The 19,500-nt window shown below is 72.2% G+C and carries 23 protein-coding genes and 1 pseudogene; 12 read left to right on the top strand and 12 right to left on the bottom strand.

All coding sequences use genetic code 11. From position 1 onward, the window contains the following. Window positions 1-16 precede the first annotated feature (16 nt). Window positions 17-442, top strand: coding sequence for an SsgA family sporulation/cell division regulator (locus DIZ27_RS26345; RefSeq protein ID WP_109380936.1), 426 nt, complete (start codon window positions 17-19; stop codon window positions 440-442). A gap of 29 nt (window positions 443-471) precedes the next feature. On the opposite strand, the gene DIZ27_RS26340 is transcribed toward DIZ27_RS26345, so the two are convergent. Further along, window positions 472-969, bottom strand: coding sequence for a DUF6328 family protein (locus DIZ27_RS26340; RefSeq protein WP_109380935.1), 498 nt, complete (start codon window positions 967-969; stop codon window positions 472-474). A gap of 162 nt (window positions 970-1,131) precedes the next feature. Here DIZ27_RS26340 and DIZ27_RS26335 point away from each other — a divergent pair, with 162 nt between their 5' ends. Beyond that, window positions 1,132-1,470: a hypothetical protein gene (locus tag DIZ27_RS26335; RefSeq protein ID WP_109380934.1), complete on the top strand. Its 339-nt coding sequence runs from the start codon at window positions 1,132-1,134 to the stop codon at window positions 1,468-1,470. Between the two features lie 51 nt (window positions 1,471-1,521). Here the strand turns inward: DIZ27_RS26335 and DIZ27_RS26330 are convergent, their stop codons facing one another. Genes DIZ27_RS26330 through DIZ27_RS26320 form a run of 3 tightly spaced genes read right to left on the bottom strand, consistent with a single transcriptional unit; the run spans window position 1,522 to window position 4,102 of the window. After that, complete coding sequence (locus DIZ27_RS26330; RefSeq protein ID WP_109380933.1) at window positions 1,522-2,505, bottom strand: aldo/keto reductase; 984 nt, start codon at window positions 2,503-2,505, stop codon at window positions 1,522-1,524. 57 nt (window positions 2,506-2,562) lie between these two features. After that, a complete protein-coding gene (locus DIZ27_RS26325) occupies window positions 2,563-3,273 on the bottom strand; it encodes a ribonuclease H (RefSeq protein WP_109380932.1) in 711 nt (236 codons plus the stop codon). 37 nt (window positions 3,274-3,310) lie between these two features. After that, a complete protein-coding gene (locus tag DIZ27_RS26320) occupies window positions 3,311-4,102 on the bottom strand; it encodes a VOC family protein (protein ID WP_109380931.1) in 792 nt (263 codons plus the stop codon). A 189-nt stretch (window positions 4,103-4,291) separates the two neighbouring features. Between DIZ27_RS26320 and DIZ27_RS26315 the strand changes: the two genes are divergently transcribed. Next, window positions 4,292-5,257, top strand: a complete 966-nt coding sequence (locus DIZ27_RS26315) for an SGNH/GDSL hydrolase family protein (RefSeq protein ID WP_109380930.1) — start codon at window positions 4,292-4,294, stop codon at window positions 5,255-5,257. 359 nt (window positions 5,258-5,616) lie between these two features. Here the strand turns inward: DIZ27_RS26315 and DIZ27_RS26305 are convergent, their stop codons facing one another. Then, window positions 5,617-6,099: a VOC family protein gene (locus tag DIZ27_RS26305; RefSeq protein WP_109380928.1), complete on the bottom strand. Its 483-nt coding sequence runs from the start codon at window positions 6,097-6,099 to the stop codon at window positions 5,617-5,619. A 233-nt stretch (window positions 6,100-6,332) separates the two neighbouring features. On the opposite strand from DIZ27_RS26305, the gene DIZ27_RS26300 reads away from it, so the two are divergent. Both DIZ27_RS26300 and DIZ27_RS26295 read left to right on the top strand, forming a co-directional pair. Next, window positions 6,333-6,986, top strand: coding sequence for an ATP-dependent Clp protease proteolytic subunit (locus DIZ27_RS26300; RefSeq protein WP_109380927.1), 654 nt, complete (start codon window positions 6,333-6,335; stop codon window positions 6,984-6,986). Between the two features lie 2 nt (window positions 6,987-6,988). Further along, window positions 6,989-7,591 carry a ClpP family protease gene (locus DIZ27_RS26295; RefSeq protein ID WP_109380926.1) on the top strand — a complete coding sequence of 201 codons (603 nt, stop codon included), beginning with the start codon at window positions 6,989-6,991 and terminating at the stop codon, window positions 7,589-7,591. Window positions 7,592-7,615: 24 nt separating this feature from the next. On the opposite strand, the gene DIZ27_RS26290 is transcribed toward DIZ27_RS26295, so the two are convergent. Continuing rightward, on the bottom strand, window positions 7,616-8,077 hold the full coding sequence (locus tag DIZ27_RS26290; RefSeq protein WP_109380925.1) for a helix-turn-helix domain-containing protein: 462 nt from the start codon (window positions 8,075-8,077) through the stop codon (window positions 7,616-7,618). A 191-nt stretch (window positions 8,078-8,268) separates the two neighbouring features. On the opposite strand from DIZ27_RS26290, the gene DIZ27_RS26285 reads away from it, so the two are divergent. Continuing rightward, entirely contained in the window at window positions 8,269-9,156 is an 888-nt protein-coding gene (locus DIZ27_RS26285) for an RNA polymerase sigma factor SigF (RefSeq protein ID WP_109380924.1), read from the top strand. Between the two features lie 212 nt (window positions 9,157-9,368). On the opposite strand, the gene DIZ27_RS26280 is transcribed toward DIZ27_RS26285, so the two are convergent. Further along, a complete protein-coding gene (locus tag DIZ27_RS26280; RefSeq protein WP_109380923.1) occupies window positions 9,369-9,824 on the bottom strand; it encodes an ATP-binding protein in 456 nt (151 codons plus the stop codon). A gap of 161 nt (window positions 9,825-9,985) precedes the next feature. Between DIZ27_RS26280 and DIZ27_RS26275 the strand changes: the two genes are divergently transcribed. The 3 genes from DIZ27_RS26275 (at window position 9,986) to DIZ27_RS26265 (ending at window position 12,630) form a co-directional block, all read left to right on the top strand. Then, window positions 9,986-10,576, top strand: coding sequence for a PRC-barrel domain-containing protein (locus tag DIZ27_RS26275; RefSeq protein ID WP_109380922.1), 591 nt, complete (start codon window positions 9,986-9,988; stop codon window positions 10,574-10,576). Further along, window positions 10,576-11,025, top strand: coding sequence for a PRC-barrel domain-containing protein (locus tag DIZ27_RS26270; RefSeq protein WP_109380975.1), 450 nt, complete (start codon window positions 10,576-10,578; stop codon window positions 11,023-11,025). The genes DIZ27_RS26275 and DIZ27_RS26270 overlap by 1 nt, the downstream gene beginning before the upstream one ends. 357 nt (window positions 11,026-11,382) lie before the next feature. After that, window positions 11,383-12,630 carry a streptophobe family protein gene (locus tag DIZ27_RS26265; RefSeq protein WP_109380921.1) on the top strand — a complete coding sequence of 416 codons (1,248 nt, stop codon included), beginning with the start codon at window positions 11,383-11,385 and terminating at the stop codon, window positions 12,628-12,630. Window positions 12,631-12,655: 25 nt separating this feature from the next. Here the strand turns inward: DIZ27_RS26265 and DIZ27_RS26260 are convergent. The 3 genes and pseudogenes from DIZ27_RS26260 to mgrA form a co-directional block, all read right to left on the bottom strand. Beyond that, window positions 12,656-13,066 (bottom strand): annotated as a pseudogene (locus DIZ27_RS26260) (FHA domain-containing protein); the annotation flags it as partial. Further along, window positions 13,012-13,422, bottom strand: a complete 411-nt coding sequence (locus DIZ27_RS26255; protein WP_109380920.1) for a hypothetical protein — start codon at window positions 13,420-13,422, stop codon at window positions 13,012-13,014. The gene DIZ27_RS26255 and the pseudogene DIZ27_RS26260, both read right to left, overlap by 55 nt. Window positions 13,423-13,709: 287 nt before the next feature. Next, window positions 13,710-14,702 carry an L-glyceraldehyde 3-phosphate reductase gene (gene mgrA / locus DIZ27_RS26250; RefSeq protein WP_109380919.1) on the bottom strand — a complete coding sequence of 331 codons (993 nt, stop codon included), beginning with the start codon at window positions 14,700-14,702 and terminating at the stop codon, window positions 13,710-13,712. Window positions 14,703-14,828: 126 nt separating this feature from the next. Between mgrA and DIZ27_RS26245 the strand changes: the two genes are divergently transcribed. Beyond that, window positions 14,829-15,713, top strand: coding sequence for a LysR family transcriptional regulator (locus tag DIZ27_RS26245; protein WP_109380918.1), 885 nt, complete (start codon window positions 14,829-14,831; stop codon window positions 15,711-15,713). Window positions 15,714-15,777: 64 nt separating this feature from the next. Continuing rightward, entirely contained in the window at window positions 15,778-16,293 is a 516-nt protein-coding gene (locus tag DIZ27_RS26240; protein ID WP_109380974.1) for a DinB family protein, read from the top strand. On the opposite strand, the gene DIZ27_RS26235 is transcribed toward DIZ27_RS26240, so the two are convergent. Continuing rightward, complete coding sequence (locus DIZ27_RS26235) at window positions 16,275-17,354, bottom strand: adenosine deaminase (RefSeq protein WP_109380917.1); 1,080 nt, start codon at window positions 17,352-17,354, stop codon at window positions 16,275-16,277. The genes DIZ27_RS26240 and DIZ27_RS26235 overlap by 19 nt on opposite strands. Window positions 17,355-17,545: 191 nt before the next feature. On the opposite strand from DIZ27_RS26235, the gene DIZ27_RS26230 reads away from it, so the two are divergent. Continuing rightward, entirely contained in the window at window positions 17,546-18,007 is a 462-nt protein-coding gene (locus tag DIZ27_RS26230) for a pyridoxamine 5'-phosphate oxidase family protein (RefSeq protein ID WP_109380916.1), read from the top strand. 30 nt (window positions 18,008-18,037) lie between these two features. Here the strand turns inward: DIZ27_RS26230 and DIZ27_RS26225 are convergent, their stop codons facing one another. Further along, on the bottom strand, window positions 18,038-19,420 hold the full coding sequence (locus DIZ27_RS26225; protein ID WP_109380915.1) for a PI-PLC domain-containing protein: 1,383 nt from the start codon (window positions 19,418-19,420) through the stop codon (window positions 18,038-18,040). Between the last annotated feature and the right edge of the window lie 80 nt (window positions 19,421-19,500).

Here is a 19,500-nt window from a genome sequence, read left to right as displayed (position 1 = left end):
TCCCGGAGGCCCTCTCGTGAACTCGTTCGTGCACAAGACCCTGGTGGTGGAGATCCAGGCGGGCGTCGCGGATCGCATTCCCGGGCTCGCCCACCTGAGCTACGACCCCGCGGATCCCTTCGCCGTCACCCTCGTGTTCAGCCACGGGGGCCGGGTCCTCGCACGCTGGCAGCTGGACCGGGACATGGTCTTCGACGGCCTCACCCGCCCGACCGGCACCGGTGATGTGCGGCTGCGTCCGGAGTCCCCGGGCGTGGGGCGGGAACTGCGGATGGAGTTCTTCGGTGCGGCCCACGCCGACGGCGGCAGGCACCACGCGGTGGTGTTCGCGTGGGCCGAGACCGTCGGGGACTTCCTGCGCGAGACGTACCGGACGGTCGCACCGGGACACGAGGAGGTCCACCTCGACGACTTCCTCGCGGACGTCCTCGCCGGCGGTTGAGGGATGACATCGGACAACAGACAACGGCGTCACCTCGCCGTGTGCCGGTGCCGGGTCCACAGCGGGAGCCCGAACCAGCACACCAGGTACCAGGTGACCACCCCGGCGACCAGGTACGGGACGAAGGCGTCGTGGGTCGCCACGCGCAGGATCAGCAGCAGTGCGGCGCTGGTGGTGGCGAGCAGCAGGACGAGGCCGAGCAGGGTCAGCCGGGACGCCCACCGCACCGCCTGCGGTTTGACGCGCCGCCCGGAGACGAGCCGGTGCAGCGAGACGGGGCCGATGAGCGCACCGGTGGCGCAGGCGCCGAGGACTACCGTGATGATGTAGATCATCTGGTCCGTGTCGGACAGTTGCGCGTACTTCGGGGTGAACACCACCGTCAGCAGGAAGCCGAAGAGGATCTGGACACCCGTCTGCGCGACGCGGACCTCCTGGATGACCTCCTGCCACATCCGGTCCGCCCGCTCCTCCTCGGTCTCGTTACGCCCCCTGCGCCTGCTCTCGCCCTGCTCCGGGTCCGGCACGATGCCTCCTGGGTTGAACGCCCTCGGTCCCTCTCCTCCCGCGTCTTCCCCGTCCGCGGCCGTTCTCCCCGGCTCCGGAGCCGGTTCCCGGGCCCGTTTCGGGTGCCGGACAGCCGGTTACACGGACGCCTACGACATCGAGACCGGGAGGTTGTGGGACGTATGCCCGATACCCAGCTCACCGTGACACTCAGCGGCGAGGGCGTCGGCGACGCACGTGTGGTCGTCCGGGCCCTCGAGCAGGCGTTCGGGGCGCCGGACGAGCTTCCCTCCGACGAGAAGGCGACGGTCCACATGGCGACCTTCACCGGGGAGGCCCGGGCCGAGGGCTCTCCCACGGCCCCCGGACATCTGTCCGCGCCGGTGGCCGTCACCGTACAGGGCGCCCCGGGTGCGGTGCGGCGGGCGAGCGAGACGCTCGCCCGGGCCTTCACCACGCGTGACGAGGGAGCCGCCTCCGGCGACCAGGAGCAGGAGAGGCAGCTGCTCCTGGAGCCATGACGGTTCCGGGCCGCTGCCGGCGGAGCCGCCGACCGACTCTGCCGGGGACTCCTACCAGCGGGACTCCACCTGGTCCTTGATCCGCCGTGCGTAGAGGTCGTCGATCGCGGTGAGCGTCCGTTCGGACAGCTCCGGGAGCCGGGCGGCGTGTGCGTTGGCGCGGGCCTGCTCGGGCGAGCGGGCACCGGGGATGACGGTGGTGACGCCGGGCTGCCGGACGATCCAGCGCAGGGCCAGCTGGGCCGGGGTGTAGCCCTCGGGGGCGAGCGCGGCGAACTCGGCGGCGGCCTCGACGCCGGTCGCGTAGTCCACACCGGAGAAGGTCTCGCCCTGGTCGAAGGACTCACCGTGCCGGTTGAAGGTGCGGTGGTCGTTCTCCGGGAAGACGGTGTCCTTGGTGTACCTGCCCGACAGCAGCCCCGAGGCCAGCGGGACGCGGGCGATGACGCCGACGCCCGCCGCGCGGGCCGCCGGGAGCACCTCGAGCAGGGGCTTCATGCGGAACGGGTTGAGGATGATCTGCACGCTCGCCACGTTCGGCCGGCTGATCGCGGTCAGTGCCTGGGCGCAGGTCTCCACGCTGACCCCGTAGGCGGCGACGCGCTCCTCCGCCACCAGGGTGTCGAGGGCGTCGAAGACCTCGTCGGAGGAGTAGACGGGCGTCGGCGGGCAGTGCAACTGCACCAGGTCGATGCGGTCGACGCCGAGGTTGCGTCGCGAACGGTCGTTCCACGCGCGGAAGTTGTCCAGCACGTAGTTCTCCGGGAGCTGTTCGGCCCGGCGGCCCATCTTGGTCGCGACCAGGACGTGCAGATCGGGCCGGCCGCTCAGGAACGACGCGATGGTCTGCTCGCTGCGCCCGTCGCCGTACACGTCGGCGGTGTCGAAGAAGGTGACCCCGGACTCGGCGGCGGCCTCCAGGACCGTGAGGGCCTGCTTGTCGTCGACCTCCCCCCAGTCCGCCCCGAGTTGCCAGGTGCCGAGACCGATCACGGAGGCGTGCTGACCCGACCTGTCGAATGTGCGCTCGTCCATGGCGTCAGTCTGTCATCCGTCGCGGCCCGGTGGGACGGCGAGACGAAGCGGTCCTGCTCAGACGCTCGCGGTCGTGCGGCATTCGGGGTGGCCCCAGCCGCTGTCGTTCTTGGCGATGGGCTCGCCCGCCGCGTAGGAGCGGCCGCAGAGGCAGCGGCCGGGGAACTTCGCCTTGATCGTGCGGGTCGAGGAGCCACCGCGCGGCCGGGAGGACGCCTTGGCGGCGGAGGCGCGGCGTTTCGCGGCGCCGGCCGACGGGGTGTCCGGGGAGGGCGGCGGCTCGGGCGAGCCCGCGTCGCTGCCCGCGTCCTGCTGGGCGGCGGCCGCCTGGCTGGCGGCCCGGTCGGCGAAGTCGTTGAGCCGGTCGCCGTCGACCTGGTGGGCCGGGACGTAGCGGAAATCGACGGAGCGGCCCTGCAGGAGTTCGTCGATGCTGACGACGAGTTCCTGGTTGGCGACCGGTTTCCCGGCCGCCGTGCGCCAGCCGTTGCGTTTCCAGCCGGGCAGCCAGGTGGTGACCGCCTTCATGGCGTACTGCGAGTCCATCCGGACCTCGAGCGGCACATCGGGGTCGGTCGCCGCCAACAGCCGCTCCAACGCGGTGAGTTCGGCGACGTTGTTGGTGGCTCTGCCGAGTGCGCCCGCCTGCCAGCGGACCGGGGTCTCGGAGGCGTCGGCGATCACCCAGGCCCAGGCGGCGGGTCCGGGGTTGCCCTTGGAGGCCCCGTCGCACGCGGCCACAACACGTTCACGCATGCGCCCGATCATGCCATGGCCGGGCGGTGCGCCGGTCCGGGCGGGCTCCTCAGGTGACGTCCGTCGTCCCGGGCATCCCGCCCGTCGTGGTCGTGATGTCGATCACCGAGAAGTTCGCGCCCTGCGGGTCGCTGAGCGCCGCGAAGCGCCCGAAGGGGGTGTTCGTCGGCCCGAAGCGCAGGATGCCGCCGCGCTCGGTGGCCAGGGCCACCGCCTCGTCGCAGTTCCGGACGGTGAAGTAGATGTTGATGTACGGCGGCACCTCGGGCGGGAAGTCCTCCGTCATCTTCATCCGGCCGAGCACGGAGCGCTCGCCCAGGTCGTAGATCCGGAAGTCGGCCTCGTCCTCGAGCTGCTTCGACCGGTAGGGGAAGACAGCGGGGAAGAACGCGTCGGTCTTCTCCGGGTCCCGGGTGAAGACCTCCGCCCAGCAGTACGCACCGGGAACGGCCGTCGCCTCGAAGCCTTCGTGGGTGCCGGCCTGCCAGAGGCCGAAGACGGCCCCGCCGGGTTCACGGGCCAGGCACATCGTGCCGAAGTCGCCGACCCGCATCGGTTCCATCAGCGGTTCGCCGCCGTTGTCCCCGATCCGGACGACGGTGGCGGCGGCGTCCCGGACCGCGAAGTAGAGGCACCACTGCGACGGGCCCTCCTGGCCCGGCATGGGCGGCACGACGGCCGCCACCGCCTTGCCGTCGGCGTACGCCTGGGTGTAGTCGCCGAACTCCGACGACGCGCCGAAGGTCCAGCCCAGGACGTCTCCGTAGAAAGCCTTGGCGGCCTCGACGTCGTTGAACATCGCGTCGGCCCAGCAGGGTGTCCCCTCGGGTTGTACGGCCATGGCGGCGTGCCCTCTCCGGACGGCTGGTCGGTCCTTCGCGTCACGCTAGTCACCGCTGCCCGGACCCGCGCGCCGGGCACGGCCCGCGCGCCCCCGGTGAACGGCCTTTCCCGAACCGTGTCTTCCCCCCTGGGCCCTGCTGTGCTTGCCTGGGGAGCCGTTTTCGCCGGGCGGGGCGGGAGTCGCCGTATGCGCAAGCCGTGGGTCGTGGGGGTGGCGCTGGCCGCCGTGCTGCTCGGCGCGTGCGGGGACCCGTCGTCCGGGCCCGGGGCCGAGCCGCCACCGCCCGCCTCGCCCGAGGCGTCGGCCACCACGCACCAAAGGCCCGCGGCCACACCCGGTCCCCCTTCGCCCGGTGCGGGCGGCTCCCGGGACGTCTCCCCCGGCGCAGCGTCCGGCGAGCCGCCCGAGCCGCCCGCCGTGCTGTACCTCGGCGACTCGCTCGCGATGGAGAGCCAGAAGGTCCTCGGTCGGGAACTGCGCAAGGACCTGCGCGCGCGGTACACGAGCGCGCCCTACTCGGGTACCACCCTGTGCGACTACCTGGAGGGTTCCGCGGAACGGTCCCTGGTCCCGGCGGCGGACAAGGCGGCGGCGCTGGTGCGCTCGCTGCGGCCGGACTACGTGGTGCTGCAGTTCTGGGGCAACGCCTGGGACTACACCCCCTGCATGGACGGAATCACCCACGCCGCCTCTCCGGAGAAGTACTTCGAGCGGTACGCGGCCGCCGCGCACCGGCTCACCGAGCAGATCCGCGCGGCCGGTGCGGCCCGACCGCCCCGGATCGTCTGGGTGTTGCAGGGCCCCGACCCGATCACCCCCGACCGGGTCCGCCGGGTGAACACGCTCTACGAGGACCACGCCGCCACCTCCGGCGGCCTGGTGGCCGACGCGGGCGGCGCGGTGAGTCCGGCCGGGGCACGCTACACCTGGTCGCAGTACCTGCCCTGCGACGCCTACGAGCGGGCCCATCCCGAGTACTGCACCCAGCAGGGCCGAGGCCGCACCGCCCTGCACCTGGACGACGACTACCTGCACTTCTGCCTGGCACCCACGACGTCGACGCCGAAACCCTGCCCGGTCCGCTCCCCCGGCATCCTGCGCATCGCGCGGGAGATCACCCGGGTGATCGCGGAGCATGTCCGCTCCCGCTGACGGGGCGCGTCAAAACCGTTAGGCAACAGGCGCGTTCACCGCTGGGACGGACGGCGTGTACGCCACGGGGATGCGTCCCGACGAACCGGATGAGGTGGACATCGACGCCGCTCCCGTCAGCCGGCTCATCGCCGGGCGGCTCCCCCGGTGGGCCGGACTGCCGGTGCGTCGCCTGCGGTCGATCCCGCTCGTCCGACTGCCGTACCGCTGGGACACCGACCCGGCACCCGCGGCGAACTCACGGCATGTGATCAAGGAGATCCTGGCCGAGCGGGCTCCACGGGGGCGGCGATCCGCTCGGGCCCGGCCGCCGTCGGCCGGGCGGGACCCGTCCGTGGTCCCGCCCGCCCGCGCCGGCGTCACTCGCCCGCGTACGCCTTCTCCAGGGCGGCGATGTCGAGCTTGCCCATCGACAGCATGGCCTTCATGGCGCGGTCCGCCTTCTCCTGGTCCGGGTCGCTGATCAGCTCGGTCAGCCGTACCGGGGTGACCTGCCAGGACACGCCGAACCGGTCCTTGAGCCAGCCGCAGGGGCCGTGCTCCCCACCGCCCTCGACGAGCTTGTCCCAGTAGTGGTCGACCTCCGCCTGGTCGGCGCAGTCGATCTGGAAGGAGATCGCCTCGCTGAAGGTGAACTCGGGTCCGCCGTTCAGCGCGACGAACCTCTGTCCGTTGGCCGTGAACTCCACGGTGAGGACGGAGCCCGTCGTGCCGTACCCGGACTCGGTGTACCGGAGGATCCGGCCGACGCTCGAGTCCTTGAACACGGAGACGTAGAAGTCCGCGGCCTCCTCGGCCTGCCCGTCGAACCAGAGACATGTGGTGAATCCGTCGGTGGTCACGGATACCTCCCGGGGTGTGGAAAGGGCGTGGAGAGCGGTCGTCAGTGTCGACCGGCCCGCCCCTCGGAACTCATCGGTCGGCGGCGCTCTGCCCCTGGCGAATCTGCCACGGGCAGAGAAAGCCCTGCGGGCCGCCGCAGCCGGTCAAGAGTGAGGGCACACGGTCGCACCGGCCGTGTGCCGAAGAGCAACTCGGCGAAAACACCGATAACACCGACAACACGGGAGCGCCGATGTCTCCACTCACCGCCGGCCGGCCGCCGGCTCCGCTGCCCCGGGCCGAGGAGGGCGACACCCCTTTGACCCGGTTCGACGACCATCTGGCCGCGCAGCTCCTCGCGCAGCGGATCGTGCTGCTCGGGACCCAGGTCGACGAGGTCTCCGCCAACCGGGTGTGCGCGCAGCTGCTGATCCTGTCCGCCGAGGACCCGCGCACCGACATCAGCCTGTACGTCAACAGCCCCGGCGGCTCCGTGCACGCGGGCCTGGCGATCTACGACACGATGCGGCTGATCCCCAACGACGTCTCGACGCTCGCCATGGGATTCGCGGCCAGCATGGGCCAGTTCCTGCTGAGCGTCGGCGCACCGGGCAAGCGGTACGCCCTGCCCCACGCGCGAATCATGATGCACCAGCCGTCCGCCGGGATCGGCGGCACCACCGCCGACATCGAGATCCAGGCGGAGAACCTGGAGTTCACCAAGCGGACCATCGAGCGGATCACCGCCGAGCACACCGGCCAGTCGGCGGAGACGATCTCCCGGGACGGCGATCGCGACCGCTGGTTCACGGCCGAGGAGGCCAGGGAGTACGGCATGGTGGACCGGGTGGTGGAGTCGCTGGACGATGTCCGGCCGGCCGCGACACGACGCCGGATGGGGCTGTGACGATGGGTACGTACACGATTCCGAACGTCGTCGAGCGCACCCCGCAGGGCGAGCGGTCCTACGACGTGTTCAGCCGGCTGCTGTCCGAGCGGATCATCTTCCTGGGCACCGAGATCGACGACGGGGTGGCCAACGTCGTCATCGCGCAGCTCCTCCATCTGGAGTCGTCGGCGCCGGAGAGCGAGATCGCGGTCTACATCAACTCCCCGGGCGGCTCGTTCACCTCGCTCATGGCGATCTACGACACCATGGCGTTCGTCCAGGCGCCGATCTCTACGTACTGCGTCGGTCAGGCGGCGTCCACGGCTGCGGTGCTGCTGGCCGGCGGGGACCCGGGGCGCCGGTTCGTGCTGGAGCACGCGCGGGTGCTGCTGGGCCAGCCGGCCACGGGCGGGCAGCGGGGCACGGTCTCCGATCTGTCGCTGCAGGCCAAGGAGATGCTGCGGATCCGTTCGCAGGTGGAGGAGGTCCTGTCCCGGCACACGCACCACGACGTGGCGACGCTGCGCGCGGACATGGACCGCGACAAGGTGTTCACCGCGCAGGAGGCCGTGTCCTACGGCCTGGCCGACGAGGTGCTGAGCCGGCGCCTCGTGGGTGTGTGAGGCGCCGGGCCCGGCACGGTCGCGTCAGGCGGCCAGGCACAGCCCGTCGTACGAGGCGCGGGGGGTGCCCCGGTTCGCGCCCCGACCGGCGGGAGCCCGCAGGCCGGTGACGCGGACGAGTTCTCCCTGCGCCCGCGACAACAGGTCGCCCAGGCCCAGTCCGAGGGCCTGGGCGGCGGCCGCGAGGACCTCCGACGATGCCTCCTTGCGGCCCCTCTCCACCTCCGACAGGTACGGCATGGAGATCCGGGCCGTGTCGGCGACGTCCTTCAGCGTCCGTTCCTGGGCGAGCCGTTCACGCCGCAGCACGTCGCCGACCAGGTCGCGCCACAGCGGCTCCCTGGGGGCCGGAGCGGAAGCCGGAGCGGGGGCGGGGACGGTGGGGGCCGGGCCCGGCGGAGCCGCGGCCCGGCGCGCGGGCTCCGGGCGTGCGGCCGCGGGCCGCAGGGGAATGACACGGACGTCAAGGGGCGCTTGATTGCTCACTCCTTCAGCCTAGGAATCCCCGCTCCGAGGGGAAGGGAGCGGCATTCCGCCCTGAGTGAAGGGGCGGAACACCGAGCCTCTGCGGGACCCTCGAAAAGTCGGGGGGAGTGTTCGGGAACGGGCTGGGTACCAGAACTTCCGAAGGACCGACGCACATCCGCCCGTGCACGTTCGTGGGGAGAGGTAGAGGTATGGAGACCGCCGTGATCCGGCCGCAGGCACAGGTCGTCGAGAAGAACGCCGAGGCCGGGACGGGTGGCGGGAGCCTGCCGGGGGTGGTGGATCCCCGAGCCGTCGCTCCGCGCGACGCCAAGGAACTGTCCCGGCAGTTCTTCCGTCGTCTGGCGGAGCTGGAGGAGGGCACACACGAATACCAGTACGCGCGCAACACTCTGATCGAGATGAACATGTCGCTGGTGCGGTTCGCGGCCGGACGGTTCCGCGGCCGCGGCGACGACATGGAGGACATCGTCCAGACCGGCATGATCGGTCTGATCAAGGCGATCGACCGGTTCGAGCTGTCGCGCGAGGTCGAGTTCACCTCCTTCGCGCTGCCGTACATCGTCGGCGAGATCAAGCGCTTCTTCCGTGACACCACGTGGGCGGTGCATGTGCCGCGGCGGCTCCAGGAGCTGCGGGTGGAACTGGCCAAGGCCCGCGAGGAGCTCTCCAGCCGGCTGGACCGCGACCCCACGGTCGCCGAGCTCGCCACACTGATGAACATCACCGAGGAGCAGGTCAACGAGGGGCAGCTCGCCGCGAACGGCTACAACTCCTCGTCGCTGGACGCCGCCCTCACCGGTGACGGCCCGGAGAACGGCGAGGCCGTCCTCGCCGACTTCATCGGTATGGAGGAGGAGGGACTGCGGCTCGTCGAGGACTTCCACTCACTCGCGCCGCTCATGGCCGAGCTGAGCGACCGCGACCGGGAGATCATCCGCATGCGGTTCGTGGAGGAGGCCACCCAGGCGGAGATCGGCGAGCGGCTCGGGTGCTCGCAGATGCACGTCTCCCGGCTGATCAAGCGGATCATCGGCCGTCTGCGGAAGGGCATGCTGGGCGAGCTGGGCTGCGCCTGACGCCCCGAGGGACGACGGACACCGTACGCGGCTGCCGGCCCACCTGTGAGGGTGGGCCGGCAGCCGCGTACTCGGTTCGTCGTCTCCCGGTGGATCCGGTGGGTGCAGGGCCGTCCGAAGGCGCTCTTGGGGAGTGGGAGCGGAGTTGAGCGCTTGTCCGGCGGGCGTTCTCCGTCAGGCGTTCTCAGCCTCAGCCGACGCCGGCCGGTGTCTCAGCCGGCGTCGAGGCTCAGCACCGCGCCGACGCGCTTGCCGACCGGTACCCGCTCCACGAAGAGGTCCCGCGCCAGGGCCCGGACTATCTCCAGTCCGTGGCAGCCGATGCGCTGGGGATCGCGGGGGAAGACCCGGGGCAGGGTGCCGCTGCTGTCGTACACGGCGACCGTGATCGCTTCGTCCGTGCCCTCCAGCTCCAGGATGTACGGGCCGCCGCTGTGCCGGTCGGCGTTGGTGACGAGTTCGCTCACCACCAGGAGTGCCGCGCCGTCGGTCCGCCGGCCGATGGTGGCGCACCACTCGGTCCTCAGCTGTTCCAGGAAGCGCGCGGCGAAGTCGCGCGCCTCGGCGATGCATCCCGGCTCGCCGGTGAAGTGTGCCGTCCGCCGCAGCGGTTCCACGGGCACGTCGAAACCAATCGGTATCACTGCCCCGTCCAGGTGATCGGTCATGCGTTTCTCTCTGGAAAGCCGGACTGGCCGGACGATCTGCACCGGTGCACCTACCCCGGGTCGGGCGGCGCAGTCCCCCGATCGGTGTTCGTCATGCCACACGGCGGGCACCCGGACAAGCGGGGGCGGAGTGGGGCCGCCTCCGGTGGGAAGGGCGAGCCATGAACGAACTGTTGGCGGTGCGGTGCCTGCGGACGCTGCCCGTGGTGACGCTGGGCGGCGATGCGGTGGCCCACGTCAAGGACACGGTCCTCGACGCCACGGCCGGGCGCGTCACCGGCTTCACGCTCACCGGCCGCACTCTGCTGTCGGGCCCCCTGCCCCGGGACCTGCCCTGGCCGGCGGTGCACTCCCTCGGCCGGCACGCGGTCATGGTCCGCGACGGGAGGGCACTGTGCGACGTGCCCCTGTCGGTGGCTCGCCGCGACGCCCTGCACGGGCGGCTGCTCAGCGCGCAGGTCCTCACCGACGAGGGCGACGCGGTCGGCACGGTGCTCGACGTCCTGGTCGAGGGCGGCACCAGTGGCCGGATCGTCGCCTTCCGGCTCGCCGCGCACCGGGAGTCGGTGCCGGGCTCGAGACACCGCCGGCACCGGGTGTACGTGCCGTGGGACGAGGCGGTGTCCGTCTCCGTCTCCGGCCGGTCGCTGGTCATCCCCACGCAAGCCACCACCTACGTCACCGACGACCTGTCGGACTTCGTGGCGCGGGTCGGCGCGTTCCACGCCCGGCGGACGGGCGCGCTGCCGTGATGCTGTTCTCCCGGGTGCGAGGGCTGCCGGTGCTGACCCCGGGGGACGGGCAACGGCTCGGCGTCGTGCGGGCGCTGACGGTCGACGCGGCGTCCGGCACGGTCACCCACGTGCGGATACGGAGCGGGCGCCTGCGCAGGGAGACCCTGCTGGCCTGGGACGACGTGGACGCCGCCGGTCCGGACATGCTGATCGCCCTCCCGCCCTCCTCCGCCTCGGCCGAGTCCCCACCGCATCACGATCTGCTCGGCAGCAGGGTCCTCACCGAGGAGGGCGAGGAGCGCGGCACCGTGCTCGACGCGGCCTTCGATCCGCTCACCGCCCGCATCGAGGCGGTCCTCACCACGCGCGGCGAACTCCCGGCCGACCACTTCCTGGGGCTGGGCGATTACGCCCTGGTGATCCGCGCTCGGGGTACGGGGCTCGGAACACCGGCACCGCACGACTGACCAGGCGACCGGCTGAGCGACGCCGCTCGCGACGTCGGCAGCGTCGGTGGCGGGGGCGGCCCTGAGGGCGGTCGGCCGGGAGGAGCCCGACAACGGCCCGGAGGGAGGACCGGTGGGCCGGCCGGAGGACGGTGGTTCGGCGCTCACGAGCCCCTCTTCCCGCGCGGCTGGTCCGCGACAGTCACACGTCGCACCGGCATCAGGCCTCTGCCGACTGTTTCCGCGGGTTCCTGCGGATACACGCCACCGCTTCCGTCACCCGTTCGTTGTGTGCTCCGGTGGCGCACCGGTCGCAAGCCGACGCGGACGGACCTTTCCGACAGGCGCCCGGTGCAAAAGCCCGCTTAGCGTGCAGGGGTGAGCTCACGTACCGTCTCCGACCGGGTGACCGCCCGCCACGGCTGGGCGCAGGCCCTGGTCACGGTGGTGGGCGGGCTGCTCGCCATGGGCGTCGTGGCCGCGCTCGGGCTGTGGGCGGCCGGTGCCACGAACCTCCCCGACGGTTCCTTCCCCAAGGTGGTCGCGGCGACGGTGGTCACCGCCGTGGGCGGCTCGGTGAGGCTGTCCGGGGACGCGGGCGAGCTGGCCGGCGCGGAGGGCGGCCTGACGGTCATGCCGCTGTCCGTCACGCTCACCGGGGCCCTGCTCATCGGCCGGGGCTTTCTGCACCCGTTGCGCCACCGGGCCGTCGCCGGGGCGCCCGAGCTGATCGGGTGGGCCGCGCGGATCGCCGCCCTGTGGCTGCTCGCCCTGCTCGGGCTGGCGTTCGCCGCCCGGCACACCTTCGAGGTCTCGCTCAGGGGCGGGCTCCTGAACGATCTCAGGGATCTGTTGGGGATTTCCCCCAAGGTCGGTTTCGCCGCCGAGGTGCCGCCGACCGTCCTCGTCGGCCTGCTCTGGCTGGCGGGTGTGCTGGTGCTGGCCCTGCTGGTGTCGCGGGGTGCTCCACTGCCGGGCCGGCTGCTCCGGTTCCAGACGGCGGTGCGGCCCGCGGCGCGCGCGATGCTGCGGCTGCTGCTCGCCTTCGTCGTCATCGGTGCCGTGATCGCGCTGGTCGTCGCCGCGACGCGGGGGCACCCGGCGGAGACGTTCGCCGTGATCCTGCTGGGTCTGCCCAACGTGACCTGGCTCGCGCTGACCATCGGGCTCGGCGCCACCTGGGACGGCAGGGTGCAGGGGCCCTTCGGGCTGCCCATGCCGCACGTGCTCGACGAGGTGCTGCGCACCGAGGACGTCTCGGCGCTGAACCTGAGCACGCTCGCCGAGCACGACGGCAGAGTGTGGTGGCTGCTGGTGGCCGACGCGGTGCTGCTGCTGGCCGTCGCGTTCGTGATGGCGGCCCTGTCACCGGCCCGGGTCCGGGTCTGGCAGCACGCCGTGCACCTGGCGGTGGCGCTCGCGCTGACGGTTCTGATGATCTGCCTGGTCGGCCGGATCTCCGCCCGGCTCGGCCTCTCCGTGCTCGGCATCGGCGACCTCGGCACCGGGCTCTCCGGTCAGGTGCTGCTCGAACCGCGTCTGGCGGGCGCGCTGGGTCTGGCCCTCCTGTGGGGCCTGGTCGCCGGTTTCGCGGGCGCGCTGCTGGCGCGGGGGAGGCGGCGCTGACGGGACCTGCCGGACCGCTGCCGGGTGTTCTACGTCCGCGGTCCACGGCGACGGTGAGGTCCTGCAGGTCGAGGGAGATCTCGCCGGTGTCGGCGTACTCCTGGAGTTCGTCGCCGACGAGGCAGCACGCGGAGTGACCGATGCCGGCGATGCCGCCGGGGCCGACCGGGGCGCGGGTGACGGGACGGCCGTTGAGGTACGCGCCGTTGTGGCTGCCGAGGTCGGCGATCTCGTGCGTCCCGTCGGGCAGCACCCGTGGTTCGGCGTGTCGGCGGGAGACCACGAGGTCGTCGATGACGAGGTCGTGATCGGCGGCGCGGCCGGTGCGGACGCCGCGGGTGGACAGCGGACGTACGGTGGTGGGCTGTGGGGACGGGACGGTCAGGCGACCGGGACGCCCAGCACCGGGGCGGCGCGCTGCATCCGCAGGGCGTCCACGGATTCGGCCAGCAGTTCGTACTCGGTGGTGTCGTCGCCGGTGGCGAGGCGCACCAGCTGTCCGGCGGCCAGCGCCTCCGCCGTCTCCTCCTGCCGGGCGGCGTCACCGCACCAGGCACGCAGCACGGCGGGTACGTCGGGCACGCCGTCCGCGACGGGGACGAGCGCGCCCGGAGGTAAGTGCTCGGCCTCGGGCTGCGGGTCGAGGCGCTCGGCGATCCACGAGGCGCGATCGCGCAGCCACCAGAGGGCCAGGGCCAGGGTGGGCGCGCGGTAGGTCCCGAGGGGTACGCCGATGCGCCGGCCGTCGCAGACCCCGTACGCCGTGACGTGGCACAGGAACTCGTCGTGCACGATTCTCCCCCCGTTGCGTTGCCCGGCGGCCGACCGCGCTCGCTCTCCGGTGGGTCGCGTGCTGTGCGTGAGGGCGCCGTCGCGCGGGGTGAAGCGCTCTCGTTGTCGAGTATGTTCACCACTGAATCACTGTCACCATGCCTTTCCGGCCACTCTCCTGGCATATTCGCCCCTCCCGTTGGCCGGAATGCGGCGCGCAGGGTGACCGGAAGTACGACGCCGCACCCGGCCGCGTCGTGCTGAGGACCACGACGCGGCCGGGTGGGCGGCCTGCCCGGGTGAGGGGCCTACTGCTTGACCACCGCGTCGATGCGGGCCAGTTCGTCCGCGTCGAAGTCGAGGTTGCGGGTGGCCGCGACGCTGTCCTCGAGTTGCCGCGGGCTGCTCGCCCCGACCAGGGCCGAGGTCACGCGCCCACCGCGCAGCACCCAGGCCAGCGCCATCTGCGCGAGGGTCTGGCCGCGGGACTCGGCGATGTCGTTCAGCGTGCGCAGCCGCTCCACCAGTTCGCCGGTGACCGCCTCGGTGTCCAGGAACGGGCTGTCGCTCGCGGCCCGCGAGTCCTCGGGGATGCCGTCGAGGTAGCGGGCGGTCAGCAGGCCCTGCTCCAGCGGGGAGTAGGCGATGGAGCCGACCCGGAGCTCGTCCAGGGCGTCCAGCAGGCCCTCGTCCTCCGGCCGCCGGTCGAGCATCGAGTAGCGCGGCTGGTGGATCAGCAGCGGGGTGCCCAGCTCGCCGAGGATGCGGGCGGCCTCACGGGTCTGCTCCGCGGAGTAGTTGGACACGCCGACGTAGAGCGCCTTGCCCTGCTGGACCGCGGAGTGCAGGGCCCCCATCGTCTCCTCCAGCGGAGTGTCGGGGTCGAAGCGGTGCGAGTAGAAGATGTCGACGTGGTCCAGGCCCATGCGGCTCAGGCTCTGGTCGAGGGAGGACAGCAGATACTTGCGCGAACCCCATTCGCCGTACGGGCCGGGCCACATCAGGTGGCCGGCCTTGGTGGAGATCACCAGCTCGTCGCGGTACGGCGCGAAGTCCGCGCGCAGCGCCTCGCCGAGGGCGGACTCGGCGGCGCCGGGCGGCGGGCCGTAGTTGTTGGCGAGGTCGAAGTGGGTGACGCCCAGGTCGAAGGCGCGGCGCAGGATGGCGCGTCGGGTCTCCGCCGGACGGTCGGGACCGAAGTTGTGCCACAGGCCGAGCGAGAGCGCGGGAAGCTTCAGGCCGCTGCGTCCGGTGCGCCGGTAGGGCAGGTCCGCGTAACGGTCGGGGTGCGGGGTGTACAACACGACTCCAGGGGGTTGGCACACGGGTGTCCGGTTCCGTCGAACCGTGGCTCCACTCTGGCGCGCACCGCGGGCAGCGGTCCAACAGAAGAATCCGATGGAATTCAGCGGATACGCTTCTCAATCATGGAACTGCGCCACCTCCAGCATTTCGTCGCCGTCGCCGAGGAGCAGCACTTCACCCGGGCGGCGGAGCGGCTGCTGGTCTCCCAGTCGGGCCTGTCGGCGTCGATCCGCGCACTGGAGCGCGAGCTGCAGACCCCGTTGTTCGTACGGACGACCCGGAGGGTGACGCTGACGGAGGCCGGACGGGCCCTGCTGGTGGAGGCCGAGCGCGTCCTGGCCCAGGTGCGGGCCGCGCACGAGGCGGTGGCCGCGGTGCAGGGCGTGCTGCGCGGCACGCTCGCGGTGGGCACCGAGCAGTGCATCGCCGGGGTGCACGTGGCGAAGCTGCTGGCCGCGTTCCGGCGGCGCCATCCGGACGTGGAGATCCGGCTGCGGCAGGGGGGCTCGGCGGCACTGGCCGAGGAGGTCGCGGCGGGACGCCTCGACCTGGCCTTCGCCTACCGGACCCAGGCGGACCCGGACCAGCTGCGGCCGGTGACGCTGGCCGGTGAGCCGATGACCGTGCTGTGCCATCCCGAGCACCGGCTCGCGCGGGCCGGTGCGCCGCTGACCCCGCACGACCTGGGCGGCGAGGTGTTCGTGGACTTCCATCCCGACTGGGGGCCGCGCCGGGCCACCGACACCGCGTTCGCCACCGCGGGGGTACGGCGCACGGTCGCACTGGAGGTGAACGACGTGCACAGCCTCCTGGACCTGGTCGACGAGAGCCTCGGCATCGCCGTCGTCCCCCAGCACTTCCGGCACAAGCGTGAGGCGCTGACCGCGCTGCCGCTCAAGGACACCGGTGAGCCGGTGTACGAGACCGTGGCGCTGCTCCCGCCGACGGCGGCCACCAGCCCCGCCGCGCGGGCGCTGATGGCCCTGCTGGACGACGCGGACGCGTGAACGCGGCCGCCCCCCATCGAGGGAACGGGGCGCGGGCGGGGGCGGGATGCGCGAGGGTGGACCCATGCATGCCAAGGACATCCTCATCGACGGCTTCGGCAGGATCCGCGAAGAAGTCCACGCCGCGGTGGCCGGGCTCGGCCCCGACGTCCTCAACGCCCGGCCCGCGCCCGGCACCAACTCCATCGCCTGGCTGGTCTGGCACCTCACCCGGATCCAGGACGACCACGTCGCGGACGCCTTCGGGCTCGACCAGGTGTGGCTCGCCCAGGACTTCGAGAAGCGGTTCGCGCTCGGTCTGCCCCGCCGTGACACCGGGTACGGCCACACCCCGGCGCGGGTCGCCGAGGTGCGGGTCGACTCGGCCGACCTGCTGACCGGCTATCACGACGCGGTGCACGCGCAGAGCCTGGAGGCGCTGCGCGCACTGCGGGCCAAGGACCTGGAGCGCATCGTGGACGAGCGCTGGGACCCACCGGTGAGCCTCGGGGTGCGGCTGGTCAGCGTCCTGTCCGACGACCTCCAGCACGCCGGACAGGCGGCCTATGTGCGCGGGCTCCTTCAGAGCACGGACTCGTAGCCGGGCAGCACCACGTCCCTCAGGAGGGCGTTGCGCTCGTCGAACGGGAGGAACGCGCTCTTGACGGCGTTGACCGTGACGGTCCGCAGGTCCCGGGCCGTCCATCCCGCCTGCTCCACCAGCAGGGACATCTCGCGGGTCATGGTGGTGCCGGACACCAGCCGGTTGTCGGTGTTGAGGGTGACCCGGAAGCCGAGGTCCTTCAGCGCGGTGATGGGGTGCGTGGCGATCGAGTCGGCGGCGCCGGTCTGGATGTTGGAGGTGGGGCACATCTCCAGCGCGACCCGGCGGTCACGGACCCAGCCCGCGAGTCGGCCGAGCTTGCCGGCCGCGAGGTCGGGGATGTCCTCGGTGATCCGCACACCGTGGCCGAGACGCTGCGCGCCGCACACCTGGAGGGCCTGGTGGATGCTGGGCAGGCCGTGGGCCTCGCCGGCGTGGATGGTGAACGGCACGCTCTCGCGGCGCAGGTGCTCGAAGGCGTCCAGGTGGTCGGCGGCGGGGAAGCCGTCCTCGGCGCCGGCGATGTCGAAGCCGACGACGCCCGCGTCCCGGAACGCCACCACCAGATCGGCGATCTCCCGCGTCCGGTCGAACATCCGCATGCCGCACAGCAGCGTCCCGACCCGCACCGGCGTCCCCCCGGCGGCGGCCTTGGCCATGCCGGCGGCGAGCCCCTCCTGCACGGCCTCGACCACCTCGGGCAGGGTCAGCCCGCCCTTGGTCATCAGCTCGGGGGCGTAGCGGACCTCGCCGTAGACGACACCGTCGGCGGCGAGGTCGAGCACGTACTCCTCGGCGGTGCGCAGCAGGCCCTCGCGGCTCTGCATGACGGCGAGGGTGTGCTCGAAGGTGGCTATGTAACGCACCAGGTCACCGGAGCCGGCGGCCTCGACGTACCAGGCGGCGAGCTCGTCGGCGTCGGTGGTGGGCAGGGTGTGGCCGACCGTGTCCGCCAGCTCCACCAGGGTGGCGGGGCGCAGGGCGCCGTCGAGGTGGTCGTGCAGTACGGCCTTGGGCAGCCGGCGGAGGGTGGCGGTGTCGAGGCGGGACGTGGTCATGGGCGATGCGTTCCTCAGTGGTTCTGTGGTGAAGTGCGGAGTCACCCGGCGGGGTGGGATCGATCGCAGAGGTTATACGTAAAACGTCAATGCGCGCCAGTCCCGCTCCCGGCGGCGCCCCGGACCTGGTCCCGAGGGCCTACGACGGAAGACCGAAGCGCCCGGGCGGGTCGCCCGGCTACCGTCCGTGTATGAAGATCACCGAGTTACCGCAGCGGAGTCGGGAGCAGCGCAGAAGGGATGTCCTGGACCGGCTGGAGCGGGAGATGGACATATGGGTGGCCTCGACGGATGCCGAGGGACTGCCCTGCCTGGTGCCGCTGTGGTTCGTGTGGGACGGCGAGGCCGTTTGGCTGGCGACCCGGCCGGCCAACCCCACCGGCCGCAATCTGCGGGAGGGCGGCCGGACCCGGCTGGCGTTCGGCGACACGCGGGACGTCGTCCTGATCGACGGCGAGGTGGAGACGTACGACGCGCGGGAGGTGCCGCGGGTGGCGGCGGAGGCGTTCCGGGAGAAGACCGGCTGGGATCCGCGTGCGGACCGGGCCGTCTACGCGTTCTTCCGGGTACGCCCCCGGGCGGTGCAGGCATGGCACGAGGTACGCGAAATGCCGAAGCGGCATCTCATGCGGGACGGGATCTGGCTGGTGTAGGGCGCCTCGCGGTGCCGGACCCGCACGGGGCTACGGGTACGTGTACGCGTTGAGGGCCGCGACGGCCGCTGCCGGGTCACCGAGGTCGTAGCGGTCCACGGCGAGGAAGTTGGGCTTCTTGCGGGCGGCCGGCTGGCAGAACCGGCGGGCGCGGTCGGCGAGTTTGGCGTTGTCCGTGCCGGCCGTGTTCGCGATCGGGGTGTCCCGGAAGTGGTCCATGACGAAGAGGGGCCGGAAGCCCGGCTCGGTGCGGGTGAGCGGGATGCCGGTGCCGGCGTCGTACCAGCGGCTGTAGCAGGACCAGTCGGAGGTGCCGACTCCGGAACCCATGGACCAGTGGTTCTCGACGGTCCACTCCCGCTGGTACATGACGCCGAAGCTGTCCCGGGTCAGTCCCGCGGCCTGGTCGGCGGAGCGGCTGTGGTCGCTGAAGATCAGCAGCCGCTTCCCGGTGGCGGTCAGCTCCGCCATCGTCGGCCAGCCGTTCTCGCGCACCCCGGTGCGGTCCGGCCGGTGGAGGACGTCCGACAGGCCGGTGACGCGGGCGAGTTCGGCGCGCAGTACGCCCGGGTCGACGTAGTCCTCGAGGAACACGGTGACGACCTGGTCGGGGTAGGCCTTGAGGAAGTCCACCATGCGCTGGAGGTCCACCCACAGCGCGACGGGCCTGCTGACCAGGGTGCAGCTGTTGTGGCAGAGGATCGCGCCGTCCGGGGTCTGGTGGATGTCCAGCATGAATCCGCGTACACCGTCGGCGAGTTGGCGTTCGATGCCGCGCGTCTGGTTGGGGAAGAGGTTGACGAACGGCGGGGCGAAGCCGCCGTCGACCCCGTTGGCGTACGCGTTGTGCGAGGTGAGGAAGGTGACCTGGTCCAGGGTGCGGGTGTCCTGGGGCGGCATGGGCCGGGTGGCGGGAGCGACCGGGGTGAGATACCAGTGGGCGAGGTCCCCGGAGCCGCCGGCGACGGCGAGTCGGGCGGGGTGGTCGGCCCCCGCGGGTCTGGGGGCGACGGTGAGGCGACGGTCGGTGCCGGGGACGCCGAGGGTGTACCGGTCGGCACCGACGGGAGTGATCTCCCAGGCGGCGTCCGCGCTCGCGCAGGGAACGGTCCTGGCCAGGTCGCCGCCACGGCCGAGGCAGCTGCCGGGGGTGTCGGTGTTCTCCAGGAGGTACGAGGCACCGTTCACCCGCAGCGTCCACTGCTGGCGGTCCTCGTTGCCGCGCGGCCGGTGCTGCTCGACCGCTCCGGCGCTGTCGGCCGCGTTGAGTCCGGTGGCGGCGCTCTGCACGTAGTGGGTGGTGCCGGGCGGTGGGACCGCGTCGGCCCCCGCCGCGGGCGTCGGCGTCACGACCGCCGCGACCAGCGCGGCGGTCGTGACGGCCGGGGCGAGCAGGGCGTGGGGGGTGCGCATGGTGGGTGCCCTTCGTCCGAAGGATGGCCGCGTGCGCGAGGGCACGCGGCCAGGTCACGGATGGTCAGGAGCATGACACC

The sequence above is a fragment of the Streptomyces sp. NWU339 genome (assembly GCF_003143855.1).
GTDB lineage: Bacteria > Actinomycetota > Actinomycetes > Streptomycetales > Streptomycetaceae > Streptomyces.
This window is presented reverse-complemented; position numbering and strand designations above follow the sequence as displayed.